This window comes from Gordonia sp. NPDC003585, from assembly GCF_040610755.1.
GTDB lineage: Bacteria > Actinomycetota > Actinomycetes > Mycobacteriales > Mycobacteriaceae > Gordonia.
Map to the genome: position 1 here is coordinate 21,067 of NZ_JBEXMX010000019.1, position 25,072 is coordinate 46,138.

Genomic DNA, 25,072 nt, shown 5'->3' on the forward strand with positions numbered 1-25,072 from the left:
GTCAGGACGCCCCGATCTGGACGACGTGAGCCCACGCTGGGGGCGTTGCCCAGCGTGGATCTTCGCCATCGAACGTTCCGCGACGTCCGAACAATCCGACCACCGTTCGGCACGACGGCTTGCGATCGGGCCACGGCGTGAACCCGTCGGTCAGTGCCACCACCACATCCGGGCGAGTTCGCAGCGCGATGGCGAAGCCGGCGCGGAGATCGGTGCCGCCGCCGCCGATCAGCTCGATGTGCTCGGCTGCACAGATGGGCTGGGCGACGTTGGCCGCGGCGTCGCACGAGACGACGCTGACGAGATCGCGTCGCCCGCTCACGGCCCTTCCGATCGCGGCGACCTCGAGAAGCGCGCTGCCGAGATCGGCATCGCTCACCGATCCGGACGTGTCGATGATGATGCCGACCCGAGGTGGAGTACGACGCAGGCTGGGCAGGATCACTCCGGGCATCGCCGTCGACCGACGGGACGGCCGCCCGTAGGTGTAATCGTCCCCGGGCCCGGAGCCGGCCACGGCAGCCCGAATCGCAGTGCCGAGCAGCACTCGCCAGGGTTGGGTCGGGTGGATGGCCTCGTGCGCCCATCGACGCCATCCGGCCGGGACATCACCCCGCCGACTGGTGATGTCGCGTGCGACAGCGAATCGGACTGCTTCGCGCTGCTGTGAACTCAGCCCGCCGTCGTCCGATGTTCCCTCACATGAGCCCAGCTCCCAGTCGCGTTCGACGCCGTGTGCCCCGCTCCCGCAGTCCAGCCACGACCAGCCGTCGGTGAGCCAGCCAAGACGGAACTGACGCAGGTACTCCTCCATCACCTGCCCGGTGGAGAGTCCCAGATGTCGCGGGAGCGGAGTGCCTTCTGGGACCGGGAGACCGGCGCCATAGGCGTCGTCGTTGATCTCCAGGTCGGCGGCGATATTCATGCGCAGCTGCTCACCGTGCCCGGTGTCTGGGTTGGCCCGGGCGTGGCGAATGGTCCGGGCGTGATGATCGCGCAGCAGATGGGACACCTCATGGACCAGGACGGCAGCGAGTGCGTCCACCGATTCCGCGGCAACGAAACCTGGTGCGACATAGCACCGCCAGTGCCGATCCACCGCCATGGTCGGGACGCGAGGCGTTTCAACGATCTGCATCGCATACAGCGCAGTGGCCATGAAGGGGCGGGAGCGGACCGCGTACAAGCGCGCCGCACAGACCTTGTCCCGAACGGTCAGCGGACCTGCCGCGGTCATCGAGCCGGATCCGCCGGGACGGTGTCCGCGGCAAGCTGTGCCGCGTGCGACACTCCGATCACGTTGGTGAGATGGTCGATGGTGGTGGGGATCTGCCAGTCCTCGCGACGCAGGGCGGCCAACGTGCTCGCCGGTACCACCACCAGATCCGGAGCGCCGGTCCGCGCCGCAACCGCGAGTATCTCCCACGCGGCATTCCAGCGAGCTTTATCGGCGTTGTGTCGGACGGCGGCCACCACGGCGTCGAGTGCCGCCTGACGGAGGTCGCCGCGTGCTGGGAGGGTGACGTCCGTCGGATCGGCAAGCAGGACCTCGGGGTCGGGCAGATCCATACGGTCGATGCTCGCGAGCAGCTCGAAACCTGGACCGTCACCAACGGTCCCACGGATGAGGAGCGAGACCACATCCGCGGATGCCGATGCGGCAGTGGCGAATGCGAGTAGTCGGACGGCCGCCTCCCAGCTACGTGGCGATGGCCATGCGCCGCCACGACGTGAGCCGGAGCCGGGGAGTTGATGCACCAGGGCGGGGCGGGCCGCTAGCAGTGTGCACACCGCACGACGCGCGAAATCGATTGCAGAACCGAACTTCTTCGGATCGAGCAGGGGGAGTGTGGCGCTCGGCCAGGTACCGCCCAGTCCACGTAGCACCACGTCGTGGTCGTGGGTCCAGTTCAGGTGCACAAAACGATTGGCCAGAGGCGGGCTCAGTTCCCAGCCATCTGCCGCCGACGACGGTGGATTGGCGGCTGCGACGATTCGGACATCGGAGGGGAGTTGCAACGAACCGATACGGCGTTCGAGGACGAGTCGGAGCAGGGCGGCCTGCACTGCGGGTGGCGCCGTCGAGAGCTCGTCGAGGAAGAGCAATCCCCGTCCGCCGCGCACGAGTTGAACTGCCCAGTCCGGTGGGGCCATCGGTACGCCCTGGTTGATCGGGTCATCACCGATGACGGGAAGACCGGCGAAATCGGAGGGCTCGTGGACGCTTGCGATCACCGTGATGAGCGGCAGATCGAGGGTGCCGGCGAGCTGGGTCAACGCGGCGGTCTTGCCGATCCCCGGTTCACCCCACAGCACGACCGGGAGGTCGGCGGCCACGGCCAGGGTGAGGGCCTCGAGCTGCTCGTTGGCTCGTGGTTCGCTCGTGAATGCCCGCAGCGATGCCGACAGCGTATTCGCGTGATCGAGTTGGGTGGTGTGGTACGACGTGTTTGGGGCTTCCGTAGACATGAATCACCTGTGAAGTGTTGAAGGTATGGTGCGTGTGAAGGGCCGTCACCGACGGCGTGTACGTGAACTCCGACGCCGGCGACCGCGGGAGCCCGCATCGCGACAGGGCAGTGGCACAGCATCTTCCGTGCCGGATCGATACGCCTCGTAGCGATCACGCTGGTCGGAGAAGATGCGGAGTGCGTCGTCGAGCGGGCCGCTGCGGAGTCTCGACTCGGCTCCGAGGAGGTCGGTCACGATCTCCATCGCGCCCTCGACATCCCCGTGGTCGAGGCGTTCGGATACCCCGGTCAGACAATCCGGCCGACGATGTGCGCGATCGATGGCCTGCAGACATGGCACCGGGGTTCCGGTCAGCGCGGTCAGCAGTTCCTCGCGTCGGATCTCGTCAGGATCGTGGTCGAGCGCGGACAAGACGCCGTCCACCAAGCCGATCCGATGCCGCCGACCGCGGCAGTTCACGTAGTGAATGTGATTCTCGCGCTGGGTATTTGCGCTCCGATCGGTCGACGACGCGCCACTCTCCGACGTCCATCCGGGAGCCAGGGCGTCGGCCACCAAGGGATGTAGTCGGGCAGGGGTGAGGGCGCCGGTCTCGAGGAGTTCGCGATCGGGCAGTGTTCTCGTCGCCGCGTCGGGGAGTACGGGCAGCCCGGTGACCCGGCCACGAGGCTCGTCGTGGATGAGGCGGAGTCTCGGTTGTCGATTACGGCCATCGACATCGACGATCAAGTCGTTTCGCCGATCGAGCCGGATGCGCACTCGCCCTGTCGGGTGGCCGTGTGCGCGGAGCAGATTGGCAGCCTCGCTCGGCCACCGGTCGACGGCGTAACCCGCCGCACGGTCCACCTCGCTCCACGTCAGGTTGAGCCGTGGGAAAGTTCCTGCACCGCAGAGCATCCGGAGATCGCCGACCATCGTCGCATCCCATAGGCACCGATGCAGATCGAGGCGGAATCGTGGATTGGGTTTTGGGTGCGGATGGCGCAGATCGAGTGGCGTGGCGGTAGGTGGCCCGCACCACGTCGTGAGGCTGATCCGTTGACCGGCATCGGCCCAGGCGGGTGGTGTTCGTGCCACCAGATAGGTCGAACCTGTTGTGCCGAAACGTGATTCGAGGTCGCCGTAGCGCGCGAGCGCAACGGTGAGGCCCGATCGAAGAAGGCCGTCGGGTGCGACTCGCGGCATGTGCCAACGCAGCAGGTCAGGAGCCAGGCAGAGGAGGTCTGCGCGTATCTGTTCGGCGATCTCGTTGCCGTGGCGACATCGGATGTCGTATAGATCGAGGTCCACGTCGACATGCGCGGCGACGCACGCACCCATCCAGTCGCCGACAAGTCGTCGATCGGTGGCGTTGTGGATCATGGTCGGCGGTACCGCGAACTCGCGAACGCGCAGCCAGAAGGACAGTCTCGGAGTGATTCCTGCAGTCATCGGAGGGTGCATCAGCACTCACCGTGTACGGCAGGGACCCCCAATCTTTGATCAGAGTGAGTCATCACGTCGATGACTATACCCAACCCGGGCAGGATGCCCTCACGTTCGTCTCGGCCGAAGGGGCGGTTGCGAGGCTCGCCGCAGCTCCGGCACAGTCTTGCTCATGGATCCATCCAGCGCCGATTCGTGACGGTCGCCACCTTCAACGTGAACGGCATCCGCGCGGCGCGTGGTCGCGGATTCGACCGCTGGTTGGCAATGCGGTCGGCAGACGTGATCGCGCTGCAGGAGCTCCGATGTCCCGCGTCCGAAGTCGGGGAGTTCCCGGGCTACGCCTCCGCAGTGGACGTCGGATCAGTCGCCGGCCGCAACGGCGTTGCTGTGCTGACCAGAACGCCGGTGACCGCCATGCGTACGTGGGTGACCCATCCGCCGCGCGCACGTGGGCTCGCCGAGTTCGCCGCGCAGGGCCGCTACCTCGAGGTCGACCTCGCCGACCGCCCCGTGACGGTGGGTTGTGTCTATCTTCCGAAGGGCGGACTGCCTGCGCACCGTCAGCGCCCGGGGTCGATGCGTGAGGAGCCCGACGGTGGGGCGAAATACGAGCGCAAGCGGCGTTTCCTCGCCGCGTTTGCACGCGAGTTGAACCGGAGTCGTCTCGCCGCACTGCGCGAAGGCCGCGAGTTCCTTCTCGTCGGCGATCTCAACATCGCACACACGCAGCACGACGTGACCAACTGGCGCGCCGCCCGCACCATGGACGGATTTCTTCCCGAGGACCGCGAGTGGTTCGACTCGGTTCTCGGCCGACGTCGGCTCGTCGACGTGGTGCGACAGGTACACGGCGACCGGCCCGGTCCGCTCGCCTGGTGGAGTTGGGCGGGCCAATCGTTCGCCAAGAACGTGGGCTGGCGAGTGGACCATCAACTCGCGACTCCTGGCCTCGCCCGCACGGCATCGCATGTCGTCGTGGACAAGGAACCCTCACCCGCCGAACGCCTTTCGGATCATGCTCCGCTTGTGGTGACCTACTGTTGATGCCAGTGCCGTGAGTCAGAAATTCATCTTCGGTTGTCCCCGCCCGCCCGGCGTCGGTATCCACACACAGAACTACCATCTACACAGGAGATCCCATGTGTGGATGGTAGATCTGTGTGGGCGCAGATTCGGCGGAACCGGACTGGGGTCGTGCCGTGATCGACGTTGCACGGTCCGTGATCACGCGATCAGATCGAGCGCGGCCCGCACGATCGCGTCCGAGTCGATGCCGTGCAGTCGGTAGACGTCCTCGAGCGACCCGGACTGGCCGAACTGGCTGACGCCCAAGGCAATCGAGGTGACACGATTGATGGTCGGCACGAAAGACAGGGTGTGGGGATGACCGTCGAGGACGGTCACGATTGGCGTGGCGCGATCGGCAGGGAAGATCTGATCCAGTATCCACGTCGGGGCATCGCCCTGGCCGCGCCGCGACTGCCACGCCTCGAACACGAGTCCGGGACTGGTGATCACCACCACGTCGCACTCGATGTCCATCTGCGACAGTCGATGTGCCGAGTAGAGCGCATCGGTGACCATCGCACCGACCGCCACGATCGTGACGACCGGATTCTCGGTGCGCCGCAACGTGTATCCGCCGGCCACCACCTGTCGTCGTCGACGTTCACGCGCCGACAGATCGGTGGGAACCGCGGCGAGGGTCTGCTCGACCGGTCGGGTCGACAACCGCAGATATGCCGAACGTCCACCCGGGCGGCCGAGGTGCGCGAGGCAGTCGAGCAGTGTCCATTCGACATCGACGGCAAACGCCGGTTCGTAGCCGACGCATCCGGGTTGTTCCAGACCGATCGACGGCGTCTTGATCGATTGGTGCGCACCACCTTCCGGCGCCAGCGTGACGCCGGCCGGGGTGCCGACCAGGATGGACTGGCCGCCTGCGTAGATGCCATACGACCACGGTTCGAGTGCTCGTTCCACGAAGGGGTCGTAGAGCACACCGATGGGCAGCAGCGGCTCGCCCCAGCGGCTCCACGTGGCGCCGAGTTCGCCGATCAGACCGACGAGGTTCGTCTCCGCGATCCCGAGTTCCATGTGCTGGCCGGTGGGTCGTTCCCGCCAGTGCATGAGGGTGTCACGGTCATCGTCGAACCAGTCGCGACGTTCGGTCGGCGACCACACGCCGACCTTGTTCAGCCAGCCGGCCAGATTGGTCGAGGAACTCACGTCGGGGCTGACGGTGATTATTCGCCGCGCCACATCGGGTGCCTGCCGGGTCAGGTCGAGCAAGGTGCGCCCGAGTGCGGCTTGGGTGGTGGAGACCGCGGTTGGGGTGCGACCGACGTCGGCCGGAACCGCCAGCTTCTCGGGCTCCGGGGTTGGTTCCCGACGCAGGTGCGCTGCTGTCGATTCGCACACGCGGCCCGCGGGTGAGTCCTCGGGGAACCGATGCCACGGTGCCGCCGGGTCCTCACCCATCTGCTCACCGAGTTCCGCGAACTGTTCGACGCTCAGCAACGACGAATGATTCTGCGGATGCCCTTCTGTGGGAAGACCGTAACCCTTGATCGTGTAGGCGATGATCACGGTCGGCCGGGCGTCGTCGATGGTGTCGAACGCCGCTCGCAGGGCCGACAGGTCGTGTCCGCCGAGGTTGCGGATCGCCGCATGGACGGCCGCATCGTCGAGGTCGGCGATCAATGCGGCGATCGCGGTTGCACCGTCGCCCTCCCCGGGCAGTCGGGTGCGCAACTCGTCGACGTCGCAGCGCAGCAACCGCTGATACTCGGGGTTGGACATGTCGGTGATCCGGGCCCGCAGCGCGTCGCCGCCGGGCCGTGCGAACAGCTCGTCGAGCAGCCGACCCCAGCGCACCGTGATCACCTGCCAGCCGGCCGCGGCGAACATCGCCTCCAGCCGGGGCGCGGCGATGTTGGGCACCACCCGATCCAGCGACTGCCGATTCATGTCGACGATCCAGACGATCTCGCCGAGTTCGCCGACCGACGAGTCGAGGATGGCCTCCCAGACCGCGCCCTCGTCGAGTTCGGCGTCGCCCACCAACGAATACTGCCGCCCGGTGCCGGCAGTGCCGAATGCTGTTGTGACGTAACGGCGGGCGATGGCACCCCAGATCGGAGCGGTGGCGCCGATGCCGACCGAACCCGTCGAGTAGTCCACGGTGTCAGGATCTTTCGTGCGACTCGGGTAGCTTTGCAAGCCGCCGAACTCGCGTAGACGAGGGAGATGGTCGGCGTCGAGGTCGCCGAGCAGGTAGTTGATGGCGTGGAGGACCGGTGCCGCATGCGGTTTCACCGACACGCGGTCGCCCGGGCGGAGTTGCTCGAACCAGAGTTCGGTCATGATCGACACCATCGACGCGCACGACGCCTGATGACCGCCGACCTTGAGGCCCGAGGGGTTGGGCCGGATTCGGTTGGCGTGATGGACGATCGCGGTCGACGTCCACAGCACCCGTTGCGCGATCTCGGTGAGCACGTCGTCGCGCTGGACCGTGCCGGTGTTCGGCGCCGAACTGGTGGTCATCGGAGTCCTCCTGGTCACAATGATCCCGCGTCGACGCACTGCGCGGGCCGATATCGCGGCTCATCGCGATGTGCGTCGTGAATGTGCAGAATGGTTCGCAGTCTGGCTCCGATTGACTAGAATATGCAAGAGAAATGCCAATAGTTGCGCAAAGTGACAACTGGGGAGTGTCATAGCCAGTGAAAGGGTGGTCAGAGTGCACAAGGCTTTTCGGTTCGACGCGACCGACCGAGGCATCCTGCGAGCACTGATCCGGTCGCCCCGCGCGACCACGAGTGCGCTGGCGGACCTGACGAGGCTCTCCCGCAACACCGTGCAGGCGCGCATGACCCGCTGGAGTGACACCGACGCGCTGCGGGGCTTCGACCGTCGTATCGATCCCGAATCGCTCGGATTCCCGATCGCGGCATATGTGTTCACGGAGGTCACGCAGCGCAGGCTCGCCGAGGTCGCCGCCGCGCTGACCCAGATTCCCGAGGTGATCGAGGTGCACGGCCTGACCGGGGCGACCGACCTGCTGATCCACGTCGTCGCCCGAGACGCCGACGACCTGTATCGCATCGCGGGGCGCATCCTCGACGTCGACGGTGTGCAGCGCAGCACAACGGCGCTGAAGATGCGCACGCTCGTCGACTTCCGCATAGAGCAACTCCTGGAGTGATCGGCACTCAGAGATGGTTCGCGGCCGGAATGGCCAAGCAGGACGTGGCGTTACACAGCCATGACCACTCTTGAGATTCCCGACCGCGTCGCCGAACGGCTCGACGGCGAACACATCATTTGGCTGACCACCGTCGACGCAAAGCACACGCCGGTCCCCACTCCGGTCTGGTTCCTCTGGCACGACGGCTCGTTCCTGATCTTCAGTGAGCCCGGAAAGGCCAAGCTCCGCAATGTCTCCGCCCATCCGGCAGTCGCGCTGAACTTGAACTCGAATGCCTTCGGGGGAGACGTGGCCGTGTTCACCGGCAACGCCCACCTCGACGACAACGGTCCGACCGACGACGAGTGGAGCGCCTATCTGGCGAAGTACGGCGAGAGCTTCGCCGGGATCAACACCACGACTGCCGAATTCCGTGCCACCTACTCGGTGACAGTGCGCGTCGAACCACAGCGTCTGCGAAGTTGGTGAAGGCCGGCGCGCGGTCGATTACCGTGAACCATGTGGGCACAGACTGGCGAGAATCACGGGTTTCGGATGTACGCGCGCTGATCCTCGGAGCAGATCCGGACATCGTCGAAGAGATCAAATGGCGCAAGCCGTCCAATCCGGACGGTGTGCCGACGTTTTCGGCCGACGGGTTGATCTGCACGCTCGAGACCTACAAGGACAAGATCAAACTGACCTTTGCCAAAGGCGCTTCGCTTCCGGACCCCGAGAAGGTGTTCAACGCCAGCCTGAGCGCCGGCACCCGACGCGCGATCGACATCAGGGAAGGCGACACGCTCGACACCGATGCGCTTGTCGCCCTGGTGCAATCGGCGATTGCGCTCAATCGCGGATAGCTCTGCACAAAGGTTGCAGGTGAGCCCGAGTCCTGCGTCACACTGCAACTTCTGTTGGTCGTACAACGACGTTCGGTGATCTGCCGGCTCACCTGTTGACGAGTCGGAGCGCCCGCGGCCCCGCAAGGGCCAGGGCGGCAGTGCCACCCGCGAGCATCACTCCGATGCCGGCGGCGCGGGACGGCACCCCGTTTCGCGCAGCACCGACCACGACTCCGGCATCGATGACGTCCATGGCGATTCCGGCGCGTAGCGTCGCCTGCCGAACGGTTCCGCCGGGGTGCAGGGCGGCTGAAAGGTCGCACTGGCAAGATGGCCCCGAGGATTCGATGCCCGAGTCCACGGTTGCGCAGACGGGGAGATGCCATGCGATGGCGCGGGGTACATCACGTCGAGTTCGCGGTGCTCGACTACGACAAGTCGATCGATTTCTACGACGCGATGTTCGGATGGCTTGGCTACAGCAGCTTTTCGACTCTCGACATGGAGTACGAGTCGACCTACTACATGACCCGGACCACGACTCCACACAGCTACATCGGTATTCAACCGGCGCGGACCGGCTCCAAACTCTGCCACGACGAGCAGGCCGTGGGGATCAACCACATTTCACTGTGGGCTCGCAGTCGTGCGGAGATCGACCGCTTTCGTTCGGAATTCCTCGCTGCTCGCGAAGTCCCGGTGACCGACGAGCCGCAGCCGTATCCCCAGTATTGGCCCGGCTATTACGCGGTGTTCTTCGACGACCCCGTCAGCGGCATCCACTGGGAGTTGGCACATGTGCCCAGGATTCCGTCGCCCCGGCAGATGTTGTCCTTCTACCGGGCAATGAAGAGCGTGGCGGATACTCGCTCGGATCTTGCCAATTCGGTACCGGGTCTGATGCGGCAAGCGGTTCGTTCATTGCCCGGACGTTGAGCTGCTCGACGGTGAGGTCTGGCGTCGGTCCGCTGATCCGTATGAAGTTGTGCCCGCAATCCGGGCACAACTTCATACGGATTGCGTGCCCTAGCCGGCCAGTCGGTGATCCTCCCCGCGGATGTCGGCAGGCAGATCGGAGTGGGCGTCGCCGAGTCCGAGATGCTCACGGAGAGTGGTGCCTTCGTATTCGCGCCGGAACAGTCCGCGGCGTTGCAGCTCGGGGACCACGTAGTCGACGAAATCGTTGAACGTTCCGGGCGTTTGTGCGCTCGAGACGATGAAACCGTCGGCCTCGCCGCCACGGAACGACTCCTCGATCTGATCGGCGACGTCGGACGCGGTGCCGACGAACTGCGGCAGGAGGACGCCCTGCGCATACAGCTTGCCGATGTCGCGCAGCGTCAGGCTGTCGCGTTCGCTCAGACGTCGTGCCACCTCGAACAATCCCTGTGTGCCACTCACCTTCACGTCCTCGACGGGGGCGTCGAGGTCGTACTGCGAGAAGTCGTGGTCGGTGTGGACCGACAGGGTGATGAGCCCGGAGATCGGGTCGGCGAGCTCGTTGTGGAACGCATGCTTCTCGCGGGCGATCGATTCGGTCTCGCCGATGAAGGGGATGAACGACGGAAAGACGTTGACATGGTGGGGATTTCGCCCGAAGTTCACTGCCCGCGACTTCACGTCGTCGTAGTAGGCGCGCCGACCTTCGGGCGTCGGATCGATCTCGAAGATCGCTTCCGCCCACCGCGCGGCGAAGTTCTTACCGGTGTCCGACGAGCCGGCCTGGATCAGGACTGGACGGTGCTGCGGCGAGCGTGGCTGATTGAGCGGCCCCTTGGTGCGGTAGTGGTCGCCCACATGGTCGACGCTGTGGATCTTCGACGGGTCGGCCCAGACACCCGATTCCTTGTCGGCGGTCACCGCGTCGGCGTCCCAACTCGACCACAACTTGACCGCGGTGGACACGAACTCCTCGGCACGCGCGTAGCGCTCTTCATGCTCGACATGCGCGTCGTATCCGAAGTTCTGCGCCTCGGCCTGCGACAGCGAGGTGACGATGTTCCACGCAATACGACCGCGCGTGAGATGGTCGAGCGAACCGAAGACCCGCGCGACCTCGTACGGGTGGAAATAGGTGGCGGACTTGGTCACCGCGATGCCCAGCCGGCTCGTGACCGCGGCAATGCTCGCCGCCACCAGGCTGGGGTCGAGGGTGGCCGCGGCCTGGGTACCGCGTCGGAACGGCTCGGTCTGGTCACCGCCGAAGCGGACGGGCGCGGCGAGCAGATCGGCGAAGAACGCGAAGTCGAACTTGCCGCGCTCCAGGATGCGTCCGACTCGGTGGTAGTGCTCCGGTCCGAAATAGTCTGTCTCCGAACCAGGGTGACGCCATGCGGCGTGCGAGTGCGTGACAGGTGAGGCGATCAGGAAGCCACCGAGGTGGAGCTGTCGGGTCATCGAATGCGATCCTTTGAGCGTCGGAAATGTGCGCATTCAGTGAACTGGCCCACCGTCGTGACGCCCAGGTTTGCAGCCGCAGCGATCCGATCTCGGCCTTCTCGAGAAACGACGATTCTCTCCAGAGACGACGCCGCCCCACCCTGGTCGGTGACCAATGGTGGGGCGACGGTGTTGATCAGTGAGCGGCTTCGAATGCCTCGATGACACTCAGCGGGATGCGGCCGCGATCGCTGACGTCGTATCCCTCGCTGATGGCCCATTCGCGGATGGCCTTGGTGGTTTCTTTGTTGCGCGCCACCGGTGTCGCCGCACGCTTGGTCGCGCGACCCGAGGTGCGCGAAACGGTGATGTACTTCGACAGCGAGTCGCGGAACTGTTGAGCATGTTTGGCCGAGGTGTCGAATTCGTAGCTCTTACCGTCCAGGCTCCACTTGACAGTCTCGTAGGTGTCGAGGACCTTGCCGTCGATGTCGTCGATGACCTGAACAATTTCTTTCTTCGCCATGAATTCCCTATCCTCCCGTGTTGCGGCGCGATTGTAATGCGCTGCAGATGGCTGTTGTCGAACCTGCCCGGTTACCCGAGTGCGATCGTTAGTACAGTGAACAGCATAGACCTATTCCATGTGTAACCGCTGAGAAAGCGTATCCGAAATCGGTTGCGGGCAATTCACCGGGTCGGTGTAGTGGTATTCCTGGGTGTCTCGGAAGTCGTGTCATCCGACAATCCCAGGATCGATTCCGGAGCGCGGTCCGCCGCGAAGATCGTGTGATAACCCGTTGCGGTAACCGAGAATCCAGATTGCGAACGGGATTCGAGACAGAAAATTCCGGATGTCTCCACGAGGCAGGAGAATCGCGAGATCGCGATGGTGTGGCCGTAGTCGACGATGGAACTCCGATATAAGACTTCGAACTCATTGGTGCACGCACCATGTTCGGGGCCATCGGATGTCAGGGTTGCGTAATTGCCGGCCCAGGTGCAGCTCGACGGTTGGTCGGACGGCCGAGCAGGTGGATTGGTTTCGTTGTTCAAGCGGCACGCGAGCGTTGCTCCGCCATTGAGTCCGGTCGAGCAGGCGACCGCGCCGTCGGGCGTGGAGAAATGGAATCCGGACGTGTCCTGCAAAGGTGCTTGCTCGGAGACCGCGCCCTGGTGGTAGCGCGAGTTCTCCACCCGTGGCGCCAACGCGACGACGCGTCCGATCGTCCAATTCGGGAGATTGGGTTCACGTTCATCGAGGGTCGAGGTGGTCGTGGTCGTCGACGATTCCGGTTCGGTCATCGTCGACAACGCATTGGTGGGCGGGATGACGATTCGAGAGGGATTGCTGTCGGTCGAGATACCGCAGGAAGACAGCGCCATCACGGCTGCCAGGGCAGCGAACGCCGAGAACAACAGCCTCGAGCGCGGTCCGTACCCTTGCATTGTGTCGACCCCCAAGATCGTGTTGTTTTACGCCTTCGTGCCACTGCCCGACCCAGAGGCGATCCGGCTCTGGCAGCTCAATGTGTGCTCGTCGCTCGGCTTACGCGGCAGGATCATCGTGTCACGACACGGGATCAACAGTACGGTCGGTGGCGACATAGCCCAGGTGAAACGGTACGTGAGAGCAACTCGTGAGTATCCGGGCTTCAGGAATGTGGATGTGAAATGGTCCGACGGCACCGGGTCGGATTTCCCGAAACTGAGCGTGCGGGTACGTCCGGAAATCGTCACGTTCGGTGTGCCCGACGAGGTGAAAGTCGACGACAACGGCATTGTCGACGGAGGTGCTCGGCTGTCTCCGGCGCAGGTCCACGACCTCGTCGAGACCAGATCCGACGTCGTCTTCTTCGACGGTCGCAACGAGATCGAGGCGCAGGTCGGACGCTTTACGGGCGCGGTGACGACGACGGCACAAACCACCCGCGACTTTGTCCCGCTCCTCGACAGCGGCGCATTCGATCACCTCAAGGATCGCCCGGTGGTCACCTATTGCACCGGGGGAGTGCGCTGTGAGGTACTCACCGCGCTGATGCGCCACCGCGGCTTCCGCGAGGTTTATCAGCTCGACGGCGGCATCGTCCGGTATGGGGAGGAATTCGGCGACGACGGGCTGTGGCAGGGATCTCTGTACGTCTTCGACGACCGGATGAGTGTGGATTTCTCCGACCACGCCGCCGTGATCGGCACATGTTCCGAATGCGGGGCGTCGACAAAACATGTGGCCAATCATCCCGACCACGTCGGCCGCGAACTGGCGGTGATCTGCCCGGATTGCTACGACGCATGAGCCGGCCGTCGGTGCCGGTGATCGTGCTCGCCGGGTACCTCGGTTCCGGCAAGACGACCCTGCTCAATCACCTGTTGCGCGCGGCACGGGATTCCGGGAGTCGGATCGGTGTGTTGGTCAACGATTTCGGGGCGATCAACGTCGACGCCCTCCTGGTGGCCGGACAGGCCGACGGCACGGTCAGCCTTGGCGGCGGATGTGTGTGTTGCACGGTCGATCGTGACGGCCTGACAGAGGCCCTGGCCACACTGATGCGACCGTCTGCTGCTCTCGACGCGATCGTGATCGAGGCCAGCGGCATAGCGGAGCCGAAGGCTCTCATCCGGATGGTCACCGGCGTCGCCGACCGTCGGATGCGCTACGGCGGACTCGTGTACGTCGTCGACGCGGTGCACATGGCTGCGACCCGTCGCAAGCATCCGGAGTTCGACGGACATGTGGCCATCGCAGACCTGTTGGTGCTCAACAAGATCGACCTCGTCGATGGCGAGGTCGCCGACCGGGCGGTCGACGATCTGCACGCACTCAATCACTCTGCGCCACTGGTGGCCGCCGCGCATGCCGCGATCGATCCGGCACTGATGTTCGACGCAGCGCAGCGTCGGGCCGAGGACCGGCCGGGAACCGGGCAACTGACATTGGACGCGCTGCTGATCGAGGGCGAACCGCACGACCACCTGCACGCCGACTACGACTCGATCTCCTTCGAGAGCACCGAACCGATGAATCCGCGGCGGCTTGCCGCATTCCTCGAACGCCCGCCGGACGGATGTTTCCGCATCAAGGGCCTCGTGCACTTCGACGTCCCGCGTCACCGCCAGAAATACGTCGTCCACGCGGTGGGGGGATTCGTCAGCGTGCAGCGCGAATCGTGGGGTTCGGACGCACCGTCGACGACGCTGGTCGCGATCGGAAGCGGGCTCTATGCGGATCAGGTGCGGGACCGGCTCGCGTCGGCGGTCGCAGTCCCCGACGACGCGACGGACAGCAACGGCATTCTGTCGATCACGCGGTACCTCGCAGGCGAGTGAAGCGGACATCAGGTCACATCTCCCTAACGAAATCACAGAGTGCCTGGTCGACGATTTTTCAAATCTGACACGCCCTGATTCACTGTTAACTCTGTGACTAGAGTGACCAATGTTGCTAAATGGAAGGGAGTGGGGCGATCGGGGACGCATCCGCGTCCGTCGCCCGATACCGCGATGACCCAGAAACGACGCATCAGGCTCTCGCTCACCGCTGCGGCGGTCGCGCTGCTGACCGGGACCACCCTCGTGGCGTCGGTGACCGAAGCTGCGCCTGCGCACGCCGCACCTACCCGCGGCACCGCCCTTGCCGGCAAGACGATCTTCCTCGACCCGGGACACCAGGGGAGTTCGGCGGGGCACGACCTCAACGCCCAGGTGCCCGACGGGCGCGGTGGCAAGAAGGCATGTCAGACCAGCGGCGCGACCGCGGTCAACGGTGCCAAGGAACACACCGTCAACTGGCAGATCGTCCAACTCGTGAAGGCGGGGCTGGAAAGCCAGGGCGCGCGAGTGGTGCTGAGCCGGCCAGACGACACCGGGTGGGGTGGCTGCGTGGATCAGCGCGCGGCGGCCGCGAGTCGTTCGGGTGCCGCCGTGGCCGTGAGCATCCACGCCGATTCCACCGCGCAGGGAGCCGACCAGGGCAAAAAAGGCTTCCACATGATCGTGCCGACCCTGCCCGTGCCCGACGCGACGGTCAACCGCGTGCAGTCGGGGGAGGGTCGCAAGGCGTCGAACGTCATGCGGGATGCATTCGTAAAGGCCGGCTTCCCCGCGGCGAATTACGCGGGGGTGCAAAACGGCATCCAGACGCGTTCGGACATCGCCGCGGTGAACCTGACCAAGGTTCCCGCCGTCTTCATCGAGATGGGCAACCTGTCGAATCCCACGGAGGCCGCGAGTCTGTCCGAGCGCAAGGGACAGCTCAAGTACTCGATGGCCATCACCGACGGCATCCTGAACTACGTCCGCGGAACCACGTCGGTACCGGGTAACGCGAACCCCAACAACACCGCACCGCCGTCGGCGGCGACACCTCCGCCGGGCGGCGACAACGGCCTCGCGTCGGTGATCCCGTTCGTCCAACAGTTGTTGGGCACCAAGGACCCCACCGCCGTCGTGCAACTGCTGCTCGGGCAGGGGCAGGACGTGTCCGCGCAGGTGCTCAAGGCCATGCTGACGGTGATCTACGGACTGTTCGGCGGCAAGCTGCCCATCGGCTGACGGCCGGGAGGCTAGGGTCGGGATCATGCGACTTCGAGGTCTGAATCTCAAGGATCTGATCGTCATGGACACTCCGGTGCCGACGCTGCGCGGACGCAAGGTGCTCATCACCGGTGCCGCAAGCGGAATCGGCGAGGCGACGGCTCGCGCCGCAGCCGCCGAAGGCGCCGAACTCGTCCTCACCGATCTGCGTGCCGACCGTCTCGACGAGGTCGTCGCCGACATCAATCGCTCCGACGGCTCGGTGGTCTACCACCTCGCCGGTGATGTGTCGGACTACGACTGGGTGCGCAGCTTCGCCGACCACGTCGACGCAGAGGTCGGCACGATGGATGTGGTGATGAACATCGCCGGGGTGTCGGCGTGGGGGACGGTCGAGAATCTCGAGCACCGGCACTGGCGGAAGATGGTCGACGTCAATCTGATGGGACCGATTCACGTCATCGAATGCTTTGTGCCGCAGATGGTTCGGCGCGGCCACGGTGGTCATCTGGTGAACGTGGCGTCGGCCGCGGGGCTCTTGGCGTTGCCCTGGCACGCGGCCTACAGTGCGAGCAAGTTCGGGATTCGCGGAGTGTCGGAAGTGCTGCGATTCGACCTGCGGCGTCACCACATCGGCGTCTCGCTGGTATGCCCAGGCGGGGTGGACACGCCACTGGTCGATACGGTCGAGATCGTCGGCGTCGACCGTACGGATCCGCGCGTGAAATCTCAGATCGACCACTTCCACAAGGTCGCGGTCAGCCCGGAGACCGCTGCATCGGCGATTCTCAAGGGAATTCGGAAGAATCGATTCCTGGTCTACACGTCGTTCGACATCCGGTTCGGCTACTGGTGGGCGCGGAAGTTCGCGCTGCCGTACGAGATCGTGATGCGGATCGCCAACGACCGCTTCGACCATCTGGCGCGAGTGACCGGCCGAGCGCTCGAGGCGCGGGCGGTCGACGCCGGGGGCGTAGGGGATGTCGGAAGTCCCAACGCGGCGGACGCCGGTTGAGTCGGCCGTTCCGAAAAGCCCGGCACGACGTCGATCCCGATTTCTTCCTCGCCGAGGCCGCCGGCCTACGGTGGCTCGCCGACGCCGGCGCGCCGGTGGTGGAGGTTCTGGCGGTCACCAGGGACTCGATCGAGTTGTCCCGGCTCGACACAGCCCGTCCGACCGTCGAGGCCGCGCGGCGTTTCGGTGCGGCGCTGGCTCGCACACACGACGCCGGGGCGCCCCGATTCGGATCGCCACCCGACGGATACCGCGGAGAGCAGTTCATCGGCGAGCGGCCACTGAGTTCCACCGAGCACGACACCTGGGGTGCCTTCTACTCGGCGGAACGGGTGCTGCCGTACCTGCGCCCGGCACTCGACGCCGGCAATCTCACCGCCGCGGACGACGCCGATGTCCGGGCCGCCTGCGGACTCATCGCGGCGGGGGTCTTCGACGATTCCGAACCGCCCGCCCGCCTCCACGGCGACCTGTGGAGCGGCAACGTGATGTGGACGCCCGAAGGCGTCGTGATGATCGACCCGGCCGCACACGGTGGTCACCGCGAGACCGACCTCGCGATGCTCGCGCTGTTCGGGTGCCCGCTGCTCGACGACATCGTCGAGGGCTACCGGTCGGAGCATCCGCCGGCCGCGAAATGGGAGCAGCGCATCCCACTGCATCAACTGCATCCGCTGGCCGTGCATGCCGCCGGACACGGACCGAGTTACGGTGCGGCGCTGGGTCGCGCGGCGCGGTCGACGCTGACGCTCGCGGACCGAGCGTGACAGGACATAATCGGTCGGTGCCCGACAACAGTGTCCTGATCGTGTCCGCCACGCGTTCCGAGGCCCGCTACGTTCCCGCCGGGGCGCGGCTGCTCATCACCGGCATCGGCAAAGTGCGCGCTTCCATGGTGCTCGCCCGCGAACTGGCCGCCGGGCCTCCCGTGACCTCGGTCGTCAGCATCGGCACCGCAGGCGCACTCCACGACCACCACGCCGGATTGTTCTTGCCATCCGCGGTGATCGAACACGACATCAGCAGCGCCGCTCTGCGTGCCATGGGCTACGACATGACCGATCGTTGGGAACTGCCCGGCGGCGACGGCACCGTGCTCGCATCCGGCGACACCTTTGTCGCAGACCCGGCACATAGGGCCGTACTGGCTCAACAGGCCGACCTCGTCGACATGGAAGGGTGCGCGATCGCCCACGTCAGCGCCGAATTCGGAGTCGGATGCCGGGTGGTCAAGGTGGTCACCGACAGCGCCGACGAGGAAGCGATGCAGTGGCCGGACCTCGTCGACGCGGCCGCACGCCGACTCGGCGATTGGCTCGACAGTGAAGGGCTGGTCTGAGGCGATCCACCGGCCCGCCTGCGGCCACCGCCAACCGCCGGCTGAGGAGGTCACCAGCGAGTGGCAGAGGTGCCCCACCCGCCGGCTGAGGTGCGAGGAGCGCAAGTGACGACCCTCGAAGCCCTTGGTGAGATCTGCATGTCGTCTCACCAGGCCCTTCGAGGCCTCGGCTAGCGCCTCGGGCACCTCAGGGAGCGGAGGGATCGTCAGACGATCAGCTCGGCTAGGGCACCTCAGGGAGCGGAGGGGGCTGGCTCGTCGGTTAACCGCGGTTGCGCGAGCGGGTGCTCGGATACTCGCCGGCCGGCGTCTCGGTCACCGATTCGTAGGGCGCGAAATCGGTGACCACCGACGGGCGAGCCGGCGGATTCGTTCCGTCGGTCCCGTCCGCGTTCGACCCGTTCGCGGCAATTTGCGCACCGGCCTCGGCGCGCAGCACCTGACCGGCGGTGGCTCGTTTGGGTCGTCGCGCAACGGTCGAGGCTTCCGGGATCGGCTGCGCTGTGGCCGCTTCGGCGTTCGCTGCTGCCTGCGGCTTGGTCTGCTTGGGGCGGGCGGGTCGGGTTTGGCTACGCGAGCGCTGCGTTGTCGACGGCTTGGCGGAACGTTCACGGCGTGGACGCTGCTTCTCGGCGTTGCTCTTGTCGTCGCGGTTCGCCGCGGCGTCAACCGTGCTGTCGCTCGTCTTCTTTCCGGAGTCGGAGCGTGGCGACTTCGACCGGTCACGCCGACGGTCGTCGGTCTTGTCGCGAGTCAGGTACCAGCGGAGCACGACGAGGGCGAGAGTGATGACGAAGACAGTCGCCATCCACGGAAAGTTCGCGGCGATCGGCAACATCACCTTGAAGACGAAACTGCGCGGATTCGCCGACGCCTGGTCGGAGTTCATCCGGTAGAGCGCGACGACACTGACCGCGAACGCCACCAGTGGTGGCTGCGCCGCTGCGGTGAACAGCCCGCGCCGACGCACGGCGAGCGCGGCAGCCACACATCCCACGAGGTACAGGAACTTGTAGCCGCCGCCGAGGTCACCGATCCGGTAGGCGTCGATGATGGCGCCGAGCGCGGTGAGGCCGGTGGCAAGCAGAACTGCACCCCACCACGGCACACCGCGGACGCTCGGGAGCACGGACTGCTGGTCCAGGGGGACCGCTGCTCCAGTGAGTTGTGGGGAAGGCACAACGTCACGCTACCGGTTCATCGGCCGAAAACGGTTAACCGCCCGGCGTCGGTGTCGTGGTCGGCGGCGCATCGATGGTTCTACATGTGGTGTGGATCACGGCAGGTGTCGGCGGTTCGCCGGAAGTGCTGAGGGCTTCCAGGTCGGCCAGGCGGCGCGCGGTCACGCCGAGTCGGTTCTCCACCACGCCGACCGCCGAGTTGTAGAACTCAACCGTTTTACGCAGCGACGTTCCGACGTTCTCGAAATGCTGCAGAACGCTGTTGAGGCGGTGGTGCAACGTGGTACCGAGCTCGTGAATGACCGCGGCGTCGCGTGCCATCGCGTCATGACGCCACCCGAGTGCGACTGTCCGCAGCAGTGCCACCAGCGTTGTCGGTGTGGCGATCACGACATTCTTGCCGAAGCCGAACTCGATGAGCTCGGGATCGATGCGAGCTGCCGCCTCGAGCACGGCCTCCGCGGGGAGGAACAGCACGACCATTTCGGGTGTGTTGTCGAAAGCCGTCCAGTAGGCCTTCGACGACAGCCTGCCGATGTGCGCGCGCACCGATCGTGCGTGGTCGGCGAGTCGTCGGTCGCGTTCGGCGTCGTCGGCGGTATCCGCCGCACGGAGGTACGCGTCGAGGGGCACCTTCGCGTCGACGACGATGGACCGTCCGCCCGCGAGGTGCACCACGACGTCGGGACGAACCGTGCCCGACTCGTCCGATCGCGCAGTTACCTGCGTACTGAAGTCGCAGTGCCGGGTCATCCCGGCCAATTCGACGACGCGCTCCAACTGGATTTCCCCCCAACGGCCGCGCACATGCGAACTGTGCAGGGCATTCGCCAGTTGCCGCGTCTGATCGCCGAGCGCCATCGACGTTGCGTGCATCCCACGCACCTGTTCGGCGAGTCCGGCGTAGGCGCCGACCCGGTTGTGCTCGACGCGTCGCAACTCGTCGGTCAGCTGCGTCAGCGTCGACCGCAGGGGTTCGACAATGTGGTTCACCTGCGACCCGATCGCCGAGGACTGTCGGCGCGCGGCATCCTCGGTGGCCCACGACATCGAGGCCGTGACGCTGTCGCGGGACTCCCGCAGAGCGTCGACCTGGGCTTGGGCCGCGGAAATGGACCCACTCGTGCGCGCGGAATGGGCGAACCAGCCCACTGCGGCGCCGAGTAGGACACCGAGTACCAACGAGACTGCTGCTGCGATCACACGACGACCGTGCACATGGCCTACGACAACTACCGCCTACGCGTCGTACTCCCGGTCGAGAAGGGACCGTTTGATGTCGAGCCCGTATCGGAATCCGCCCAATGTCCCGTCGCTGCGCAGGACCCGATGGCACGGCACGAACAGCGCTGCTGCGTTGCGGGCGCACGACGCGGCTGCGGCGCGCACGGCCGCGGGCTCGCCGGCCATCTCGGCCAATGTGGTGTAGCTGACCTGTCCGCCCGCGCGGACGGTCCGAAGTGCAGCCCAGGCGCGCTCGAGGAACGGTCCAGACCGCTGGGCGACGGCGACCGCATCGATCGCGGTCAGTTCACCCGAGTAGTACGCCTCGACCGGGTCGGTGACAGCAGCCAGATCACGCCCTGCCCGCAGCGTCGTGGGGCGGATGGCGCGGTTGATCAGCACGGCGAGGTATCCGGCGTCTTCGGTCCATCCGGAGGCCAGGACGACGCCCGCGTCGTCGGCTATCACGGTGAAGGGACCGTCGGGGGTCGCGATTGTTGCCCAGTCGGCGACCTCGGCGTTTGCGGCGCCTGCGGGGCTCGATGGTGTCGTTTCGGAGATCTCGGCTGTGGACAAGGCATGCTCCTTGGTCGGTGGGAATCGGGTCGGTGGGATCGGGATCGGGGTCGGTGGAGATCGGATCGGGTTTGTGGTCGGGCGTCAGACGGGTGCGCCGGTGGATGCCAGGCGATGCCGCCAGAGGTGCATCGACGCGTAGGACCGCCACGGTGACCACCGGTCGGCGTGCCGAGGTTCGATGCCGAGGTCGGCCATCGCGCGGACGACGACAAGGTCGTCGGTGAGTGCGATGTCGGGGTCGCCGGTCACCCGCATCGCCACCAGATTGGCCGTCCATGGTCCGATGCCGGGCAGTTCGAGAAGTTGGTCACGTAAGTCAGACGCAGCCAACCCCGTGTGCGGTTCCACCGACTTGTCGGCGAGCGCCGCGGCGACCGCCACGATGGCGTCGATTCGTCGGCGCGGACCGCGGAGCACCCGACCGCCGTGTTCGGCGATCGCGGCCGGAGTGGGGAACTGCGTGGAGGGCATGCGTCCGGCCTCGCCGAGCGTCGCGGCCGGATCGAGCCGCGATCCCAGCTGGTTGACGAGCTCGTCGATGTGGGTCCGTGCGGCCGCGACACTGATCTGCTGGCCGATCATGGTACGGATGATGGTCTCGGCGGGGTCGAGACTGCCGGCGAGCCGAACGCCCGGCGCCTCGTCGACAAGCGCGGCCAAGGCTGGATCGTTGCGCAACGAGTCTTCGGCGGCGTCGATGTCGGCGTCGAGGTCTAGATGGCGCCGCACCCGGTTGACCGCGACACCGAGATCGCGCATGTCCATGTGGTGCAACGAGAGTCGTACGTGATCGGACATCGGCTCGATCACCGCGACCGCCGGTCCGTGCGGGAGCGTGAGGACACGGCAGTACCGCCAGCCGGTTCCGTCGTCCAGCACGGCTTCGACGCCGGACGCCAGGTGCGACTGGAGGAACCAGCGCATCCACGCCCACCGGTACGGGCGGCGGTAGGCCAGTCGCAACGTCACCCCGTCGGCGGTGGCGGGTGTCACGGTATGCCGCGAGCGCAGTCGACGGAGCTCGGTCGGGGTCAGCCCGAACACCGCGCGGATGGTGTCGTTGAATTGTCGGACGCTGCTGAAACCGGCGGCGAACGCCACGTCGGCCATCGGCATCGTCGTGCATTGCACGAGGATGCGGGCATTGGTGGCCCGATGTGCCCGTGCCAGCGCAAGCGGTCCTGCGCCGAGGTTGTCGGTCAGGACACGGTTGAGATGGCGCGGCGAGTAGCGCAGACGATCCGCGAGGCCCCCGACGCCCTCGCGCTCGACCACCCCGTCGGCGATCAGCCGCATGGCGCGCGACGCGGTGTCGGCGCCGGCGTTCCAACGCGGTGAACCCGGAACGGCGTCGGGCAGACAACGGCGGCACGCGCGGAAACCTCGCAGCTGGGCAGCAGCCGCGGTGAGTACGAACGAGACGTTCTGGGGTTTCGGGGTCTGTGCGGGACACGACGGTCGGCAATAGATACCCGTGGTTGCGACGGTCACGAAAAATTGGCCGTCGAAGCGGGTGTCGCGGGCGCTCAGCGCTCGATAGCAGCGGTCGAAGTCCAACTGGGCTGTCAGGGTCTCAGGCGCCAGATCGATGCTCACCCATTCACTGTGACACTTTGGCGGGGGTCCATGCTGGCGGGAATCGGACATGGCTGGTTGTCCCACTGATCGGGCGAAAAACGTGACGTACGTAACATTCGCTGGCACCATATGGGCCATGTCGTTCGAGGGACACCGACTGCGTGGTCGGCGTGACGAAACCCCGCTGTCGGAACTCCCGGCGTGGGGACTGGAGCTCATGATGGGCCTGTACGGGCCCGACACCATCAAAAAGGCGTGCGCCGAGGAGCAGGCAGTCGGGGTGGAACGCAGACCCCTGGTACCTGCGGCACGCGGTACGGACTCGGAGACGCGCTGCGTCGAGAAGCCGGTCGATGTGGCACACCCAGAGGTCCAGCGCCCGGCCGCCGACCCCGGTCCGCTGATCGTCGAACTCGAGGCGATGAACGCGTTGGTGCGCTACCTCGAACGCAAGTTCCGTCGGCACTGAGCTGGGTCTTCATCGACCGGCGGGTGGGTCGCTGCCTCGAAGAGTTCGGCCTCTGAGCTGCGGCCATGTGGATACGCCTCGCCTGCAAAATCTAGGGGAAGAGTTTCTTCCCCGGGGTTCACAGCCGTCCCCTGGAAATTTATAGGGGACGACTCCAAGGGAAGGGGACGAGTTTTCTTCCCCTGGTTACTTGGGCGGCAAAGAGCGCCTTCTGTGCTTGATGACGATGTTCGGAGTCCGAGGTCTGCGCTCGCCAGGGACCTCTGTGATGGTTGACCGCGGCGGCGGTTTCGCCGACCTCCGAGGCGCGTCGTCGGCGTGTCGCGGTTTCAGAAACCGCGTGTCTGGTCAGAATCCCGAGGCGCACCAGCGGTTTCTGGCCACGCCTGAGGTTTCTGGCGACAAGTGCGGTTTCTGCGACGAGGCCGCGCTCTCCCCGCCTCCACGATCGCCGACGACGTCGGCGCGTGCGTCGCTGATCGAAGCGTGTGGCGCTTGAACGACCGACATGAACGGTGAGCTGCGTCGTCGGATCGACGCCGGTGTGTGAGGATCATTGCGTGACAGACACACCGGGCGATGCCGAGACTTCAGACAGCCCCGATCAACCGGAGAATCCCGCACCCGCAGTGGGTGCGGAATCGTCGACGACCACCGAGTTCCCATCTCGCGGCAAAGTGATGATGTCCGGCCTCCGATCGAGCGCGATCGTGGGACTCGAGATCATCCTCGTGGTGGCCGCGGTGTGGGTGCTGATGTGGGTGCTCGCCAAGTTGTGGGTTGTGTTGTTGCCCATCCTTTTCGCGATCATTCTGTGCACCATCCTGTGGCCACCCGTGCGCTGGATGCGGCAACGCGGGGTTCCGGCGGCCGCGGCATCGATCGTCATGATGCTGGTCGCGGTGGGGGTGTTCGCCGGTGTGATCGGCGCGATCGTGCCGTCGATCGTCGACCAGGCGCCCGACCTCGCGAACCGCGCCACCGACGGTGTGAAGAAGCTGCAGGACTGGATTCAGGGTCCACCGCTCAACGTGCAGGACGAGCAGCTCGACAACATCGTCCACACGATCACCCAGAAGCTGCAATCGAGTTCAACGACCATCGCGCAGGGTGTGTTCAGCGGTGTCGGCACCGCGACGTCGGCGTTGGTCACCATCTTCACCACGCTCGTCCTGGTGTTCTTCTTTCTCAAGGACGGCCCGAAGTTCGTGCCGTGGCTCCATCGAACCCTCGGTAGGCCCTCCGGCCTGCACGTCGGCGAGGTGCTGCTGCGGATGTGGGCCAGTCTCGGCGGTTTCATCCGGACCCAGGCGCTGGTCAGTTTCGTCGATGCCGCGCTGATCGGTGTCGGCCTGGTGATCCTCGACGTCCCGCTGGCCGGTGTGCTGATCGTGGTCACGTTCCTCGGTGGGTTCATACCGATCGTGGGTGCCTTCGTCGCCGGAGCGCTCGCCGTGCTGATCGCGCTGGTGTCCAACGGCCTGACCTCGGCCCTGATCCTGCTCGGTGTGATCCTGGCGGTGCAACAGCTCGAGGGCAACGTCCTGCAGCCGTGGCTGCAGTCGAAGTCGATGGATCTGCACGCGACGATCGTCCTGTTGTCGGTCACCCTGGGCGGCACCCTGTTCGGGATCACCGGTGCTTTCCTCGCCGTCCCGGCGGCGTCGGCGATCGCCGTCGTGCTGCGCTACCTGAACGAGCAGATCGCGGCGCGAGCGGGCGAGACCCTGCCGCCCGAGGGTATGCCCGTGACCGAGCAAGTGGGTGTGCCCGACGAGGAGCCGCCACCCGATACACCCGCCGGTGCGCAGCCTGCCTGACGCACCGCGATCTCGGCT

25 protein-coding genes are annotated in these 25,072 nt (G+C 65.8%); 13 read left to right on the top strand and 12 right to left on the bottom strand.

What is annotated here, in order from left to right; all coding sequences use genetic code 11:
* Nucleotide 1: 1 nt before the first annotated feature.
* From ABZW74_RS07230 to ABZW74_RS07240, 3 genes are read right to left on the bottom strand one after another with little or no spacing between them, the layout of a single operon-like run.
* On the bottom strand, nt 2–1,237 hold the full coding sequence (locus ABZW74_RS07230) for a VWA-like domain-containing protein (protein WP_355275253.1): 1,236 nt from the start codon (nt 1,235–1,237) through the stop codon (nt 2–4).
* Nucleotides 1,234–2,469, bottom strand: coding sequence for a MoxR family ATPase (locus tag ABZW74_RS07235; RefSeq protein ID WP_355275255.1), 1,236 nt, complete (start codon nt 2,467–2,469; stop codon nt 1,234–1,236). Before ABZW74_RS07235 ends, ABZW74_RS07230 begins: the two co-directional genes overlap by 4 nt.
* 45 nt (nt 2,470–2,514) lie before the next feature.
* Nucleotides 2,515–3,903: a hypothetical protein gene (locus tag ABZW74_RS07240; RefSeq protein ID WP_355275257.1), complete on the bottom strand. Its 1,389-nt coding sequence runs from the start codon at nt 3,901–3,903 to the stop codon at nt 2,515–2,517.
* A gap of 189 nt (nt 3,904–4,092) precedes the next feature.
* On the opposite strand from ABZW74_RS07240, the gene ABZW74_RS07245 reads away from it, so the two are divergent.
* Nucleotides 4,093–4,944 carry an exodeoxyribonuclease III gene (locus ABZW74_RS07245; protein ID WP_355275259.1) on the top strand — a complete coding sequence of 284 codons (852 nt, stop codon included), beginning with the start codon at nt 4,093–4,095 and terminating at the stop codon, nt 4,942–4,944.
* 180 nt (nt 4,945–5,124) lie between these two features.
* On the opposite strand, the gene ABZW74_RS07250 is transcribed toward ABZW74_RS07245, so the two are convergent.
* Nucleotides 5,125–7,449, bottom strand: a complete 2,325-nt coding sequence (locus ABZW74_RS07250) for a pyruvate dehydrogenase (protein WP_355275261.1) — start codon at nt 7,447–7,449, stop codon at nt 5,125–5,127.
* Nucleotides 7,450–7,645: 196 nt separating this feature from the next.
* Between ABZW74_RS07250 and ABZW74_RS07255 the strand changes: the two genes are divergently transcribed.
* Genes ABZW74_RS07255 through ABZW74_RS07265 form a run of 3 tightly spaced genes read left to right on the top strand, consistent with a single transcriptional unit; the run spans nt 7,646 to nt 8,955 of the window.
* The gene (locus ABZW74_RS07255; RefSeq protein WP_240862196.1) at nt 7,646–8,110 is read left to right on the top strand and encodes an Lrp/AsnC family transcriptional regulator; all 465 of its coding nucleotides are present in this window, start codon (nt 7,646–7,648) and stop codon (nt 8,108–8,110) included.
* 60 nt (nt 8,111–8,170) lie between these two features.
* Nucleotides 8,171–8,581 (top strand): TIGR03667 family PPOX class F420-dependent oxidoreductase, encoded by a 411-nt coding sequence (locus ABZW74_RS07260; protein ID WP_240862194.1) that lies wholly within the window; start codon nt 8,171–8,173, stop codon nt 8,579–8,581.
* 32 nt (nt 8,582–8,613) lie between these two features.
* Nucleotides 8,614–8,955, top strand: a complete 342-nt coding sequence (locus tag ABZW74_RS07265; RefSeq protein WP_240862212.1) for a DUF1801 domain-containing protein — start codon at nt 8,614–8,616, stop codon at nt 8,953–8,955.
* A gap of 88 nt (nt 8,956–9,043) precedes the next feature.
* On the opposite strand, the gene ABZW74_RS07270 is transcribed toward ABZW74_RS07265, so the two are convergent.
* A complete protein-coding gene (locus tag ABZW74_RS07270) occupies nt 9,044–9,190 on the bottom strand; it encodes a hypothetical protein (RefSeq protein ID WP_355275264.1) in 147 nt (48 codons plus the stop codon).
* Nucleotides 9,191–9,321: 131 nt separating this feature from the next.
* Between ABZW74_RS07270 and ABZW74_RS07275 the strand changes: the two genes are divergently transcribed.
* Nucleotides 9,322–9,873, top strand: a complete 552-nt coding sequence (locus ABZW74_RS07275) for a VOC family protein (protein WP_355275266.1) — start codon at nt 9,322–9,324, stop codon at nt 9,871–9,873.
* A gap of 90 nt (nt 9,874–9,963) precedes the next feature.
* Here ABZW74_RS07275 and ABZW74_RS07280 read toward each other — a convergent pair whose 3' ends face one another.
* The 3 genes from ABZW74_RS07280 to ABZW74_RS07290 all read right to left on the bottom strand — a co-directional run bounded on the left by ABZW74_RS07280 (nt 9,964) and on the right by ABZW74_RS07290 (nt 12,621).
* Nucleotides 9,964–11,334, bottom strand: a complete 1,371-nt coding sequence (locus ABZW74_RS07280; protein WP_355275268.1) for an LLM class flavin-dependent oxidoreductase — start codon at nt 11,332–11,334, stop codon at nt 9,964–9,966.
* 178 nt (nt 11,335–11,512) lie between these two features.
* Nucleotides 11,513–11,842: an Lsr2 family protein gene (locus tag ABZW74_RS07285; protein WP_355275270.1), complete on the bottom strand. Its 330-nt coding sequence runs from the start codon at nt 11,840–11,842 to the stop codon at nt 11,513–11,515.
* A 164-nt stretch (nt 11,843–12,006) separates the two neighbouring features.
* Nucleotides 12,007–12,621, bottom strand: coding sequence for a hypothetical protein (locus ABZW74_RS07290; RefSeq protein WP_355275272.1), 615 nt, complete (start codon nt 12,619–12,621; stop codon nt 12,007–12,009).
* 145 nt (nt 12,622–12,766) lie between these two features.
* Here ABZW74_RS07290 and ABZW74_RS07295 point away from each other — a divergent pair, with 145 nt between their 5' ends.
* From ABZW74_RS07295 to ABZW74_RS07320, 6 genes are all read left to right on the top strand, one after another.
* Nucleotides 12,767–13,612, top strand: a complete 846-nt coding sequence (locus ABZW74_RS07295) for a rhodanese-related sulfurtransferase (protein ID WP_355275310.1) — start codon at nt 12,767–12,769, stop codon at nt 13,610–13,612.
* Nucleotides 13,609–14,643 (top strand): GTP-binding protein, encoded by a 1,035-nt coding sequence (locus ABZW74_RS07300; protein WP_355275274.1) that lies wholly within the window; start codon nt 13,609–13,611, stop codon nt 14,641–14,643. The genes ABZW74_RS07295 and ABZW74_RS07300 overlap by 4 nt, the downstream gene beginning before the upstream one ends.
* Before the next feature lie 174 nt (nt 14,644–14,817).
* Entirely contained in the window at nt 14,818–15,867 is a 1,050-nt protein-coding gene (locus ABZW74_RS07305) for an N-acetylmuramoyl-L-alanine amidase (protein WP_240862177.1), read from the top strand.
* Nucleotides 15,868–15,907: 40 nt separating this feature from the next.
* Nucleotides 15,908–16,864, top strand: a complete 957-nt coding sequence (locus ABZW74_RS07310; RefSeq protein WP_240862210.1) for an SDR family oxidoreductase — start codon at nt 15,908–15,910, stop codon at nt 16,862–16,864.
* Nucleotides 16,861–17,631, top strand: coding sequence for a fructosamine kinase family protein (locus tag ABZW74_RS07315; protein WP_355275276.1), 771 nt, complete (start codon nt 16,861–16,863; stop codon nt 17,629–17,631). Before ABZW74_RS07310 ends, ABZW74_RS07315 begins: the two co-directional genes overlap by 4 nt.
* A 17-nt stretch (nt 17,632–17,648) precedes the next feature.
* The gene (locus tag ABZW74_RS07320) at nt 17,649–18,203 is read left to right on the top strand and encodes a nucleosidase (RefSeq protein WP_240862174.1); all 555 of its coding nucleotides are present in this window, start codon (nt 17,649–17,651) and stop codon (nt 18,201–18,203) included.
* Between the two features lie 262 nt (nt 18,204–18,465).
* Here ABZW74_RS07320 and ABZW74_RS07325 read toward each other — a convergent pair whose 3' ends face one another.
* The 4 genes from ABZW74_RS07325 to ABZW74_RS07340 form a co-directional block, all read right to left on the bottom strand.
* Nucleotides 18,466–19,383 (bottom strand): DUF6542 domain-containing protein, encoded by a 918-nt coding sequence (locus ABZW74_RS07325; protein WP_355275278.1) that lies wholly within the window; start codon nt 19,381–19,383, stop codon nt 18,466–18,468.
* Nucleotides 19,384–19,417: 34 nt separating this feature from the next.
* The gene (locus ABZW74_RS07330; RefSeq protein WP_355275280.1) at nt 19,418–20,587 is read right to left on the bottom strand and encodes a DNA recombination protein RmuC; all 1,170 of its coding nucleotides are present in this window, start codon (nt 20,585–20,587) and stop codon (nt 19,418–19,420) included.
* Between the two features lie 36 nt (nt 20,588–20,623).
* A complete protein-coding gene (locus ABZW74_RS07335; protein WP_240862207.1) occupies nt 20,624–21,169 on the bottom strand; it encodes a methylated-DNA--[protein]-cysteine S-methyltransferase in 546 nt (181 codons plus the stop codon).
* Nucleotides 21,170–21,268: 99 nt separating this feature from the next.
* Nucleotides 21,269–22,783: an AlkA N-terminal domain-containing protein gene (locus ABZW74_RS07340; protein ID WP_355275282.1), complete on the bottom strand. Its 1,515-nt coding sequence runs from the start codon at nt 22,781–22,783 to the stop codon at nt 21,269–21,271.
* 118 nt (nt 22,784–22,901) lie between these two features.
* Here ABZW74_RS07340 and ABZW74_RS07345 point away from each other — a divergent pair, with 118 nt between their 5' ends.
* Together ABZW74_RS07345 and ABZW74_RS07350 are read left to right on the top strand one after the other, a co-directional pair.
* On the top strand, nt 22,902–23,234 hold the full coding sequence (locus ABZW74_RS07345; protein WP_240862166.1) for a hypothetical protein: 333 nt from the start codon (nt 22,902–22,904) through the stop codon (nt 23,232–23,234).
* Nucleotides 23,235–23,863: 629 nt separating this feature from the next.
* Nucleotides 23,864–25,054 (top strand): AI-2E family transporter, encoded by a 1,191-nt coding sequence (locus tag ABZW74_RS07350; RefSeq protein ID WP_355275312.1) that lies wholly within the window; start codon nt 23,864–23,866, stop codon nt 25,052–25,054.
* Nucleotides 25,055–25,072 lie beyond the last annotated feature (18 nt).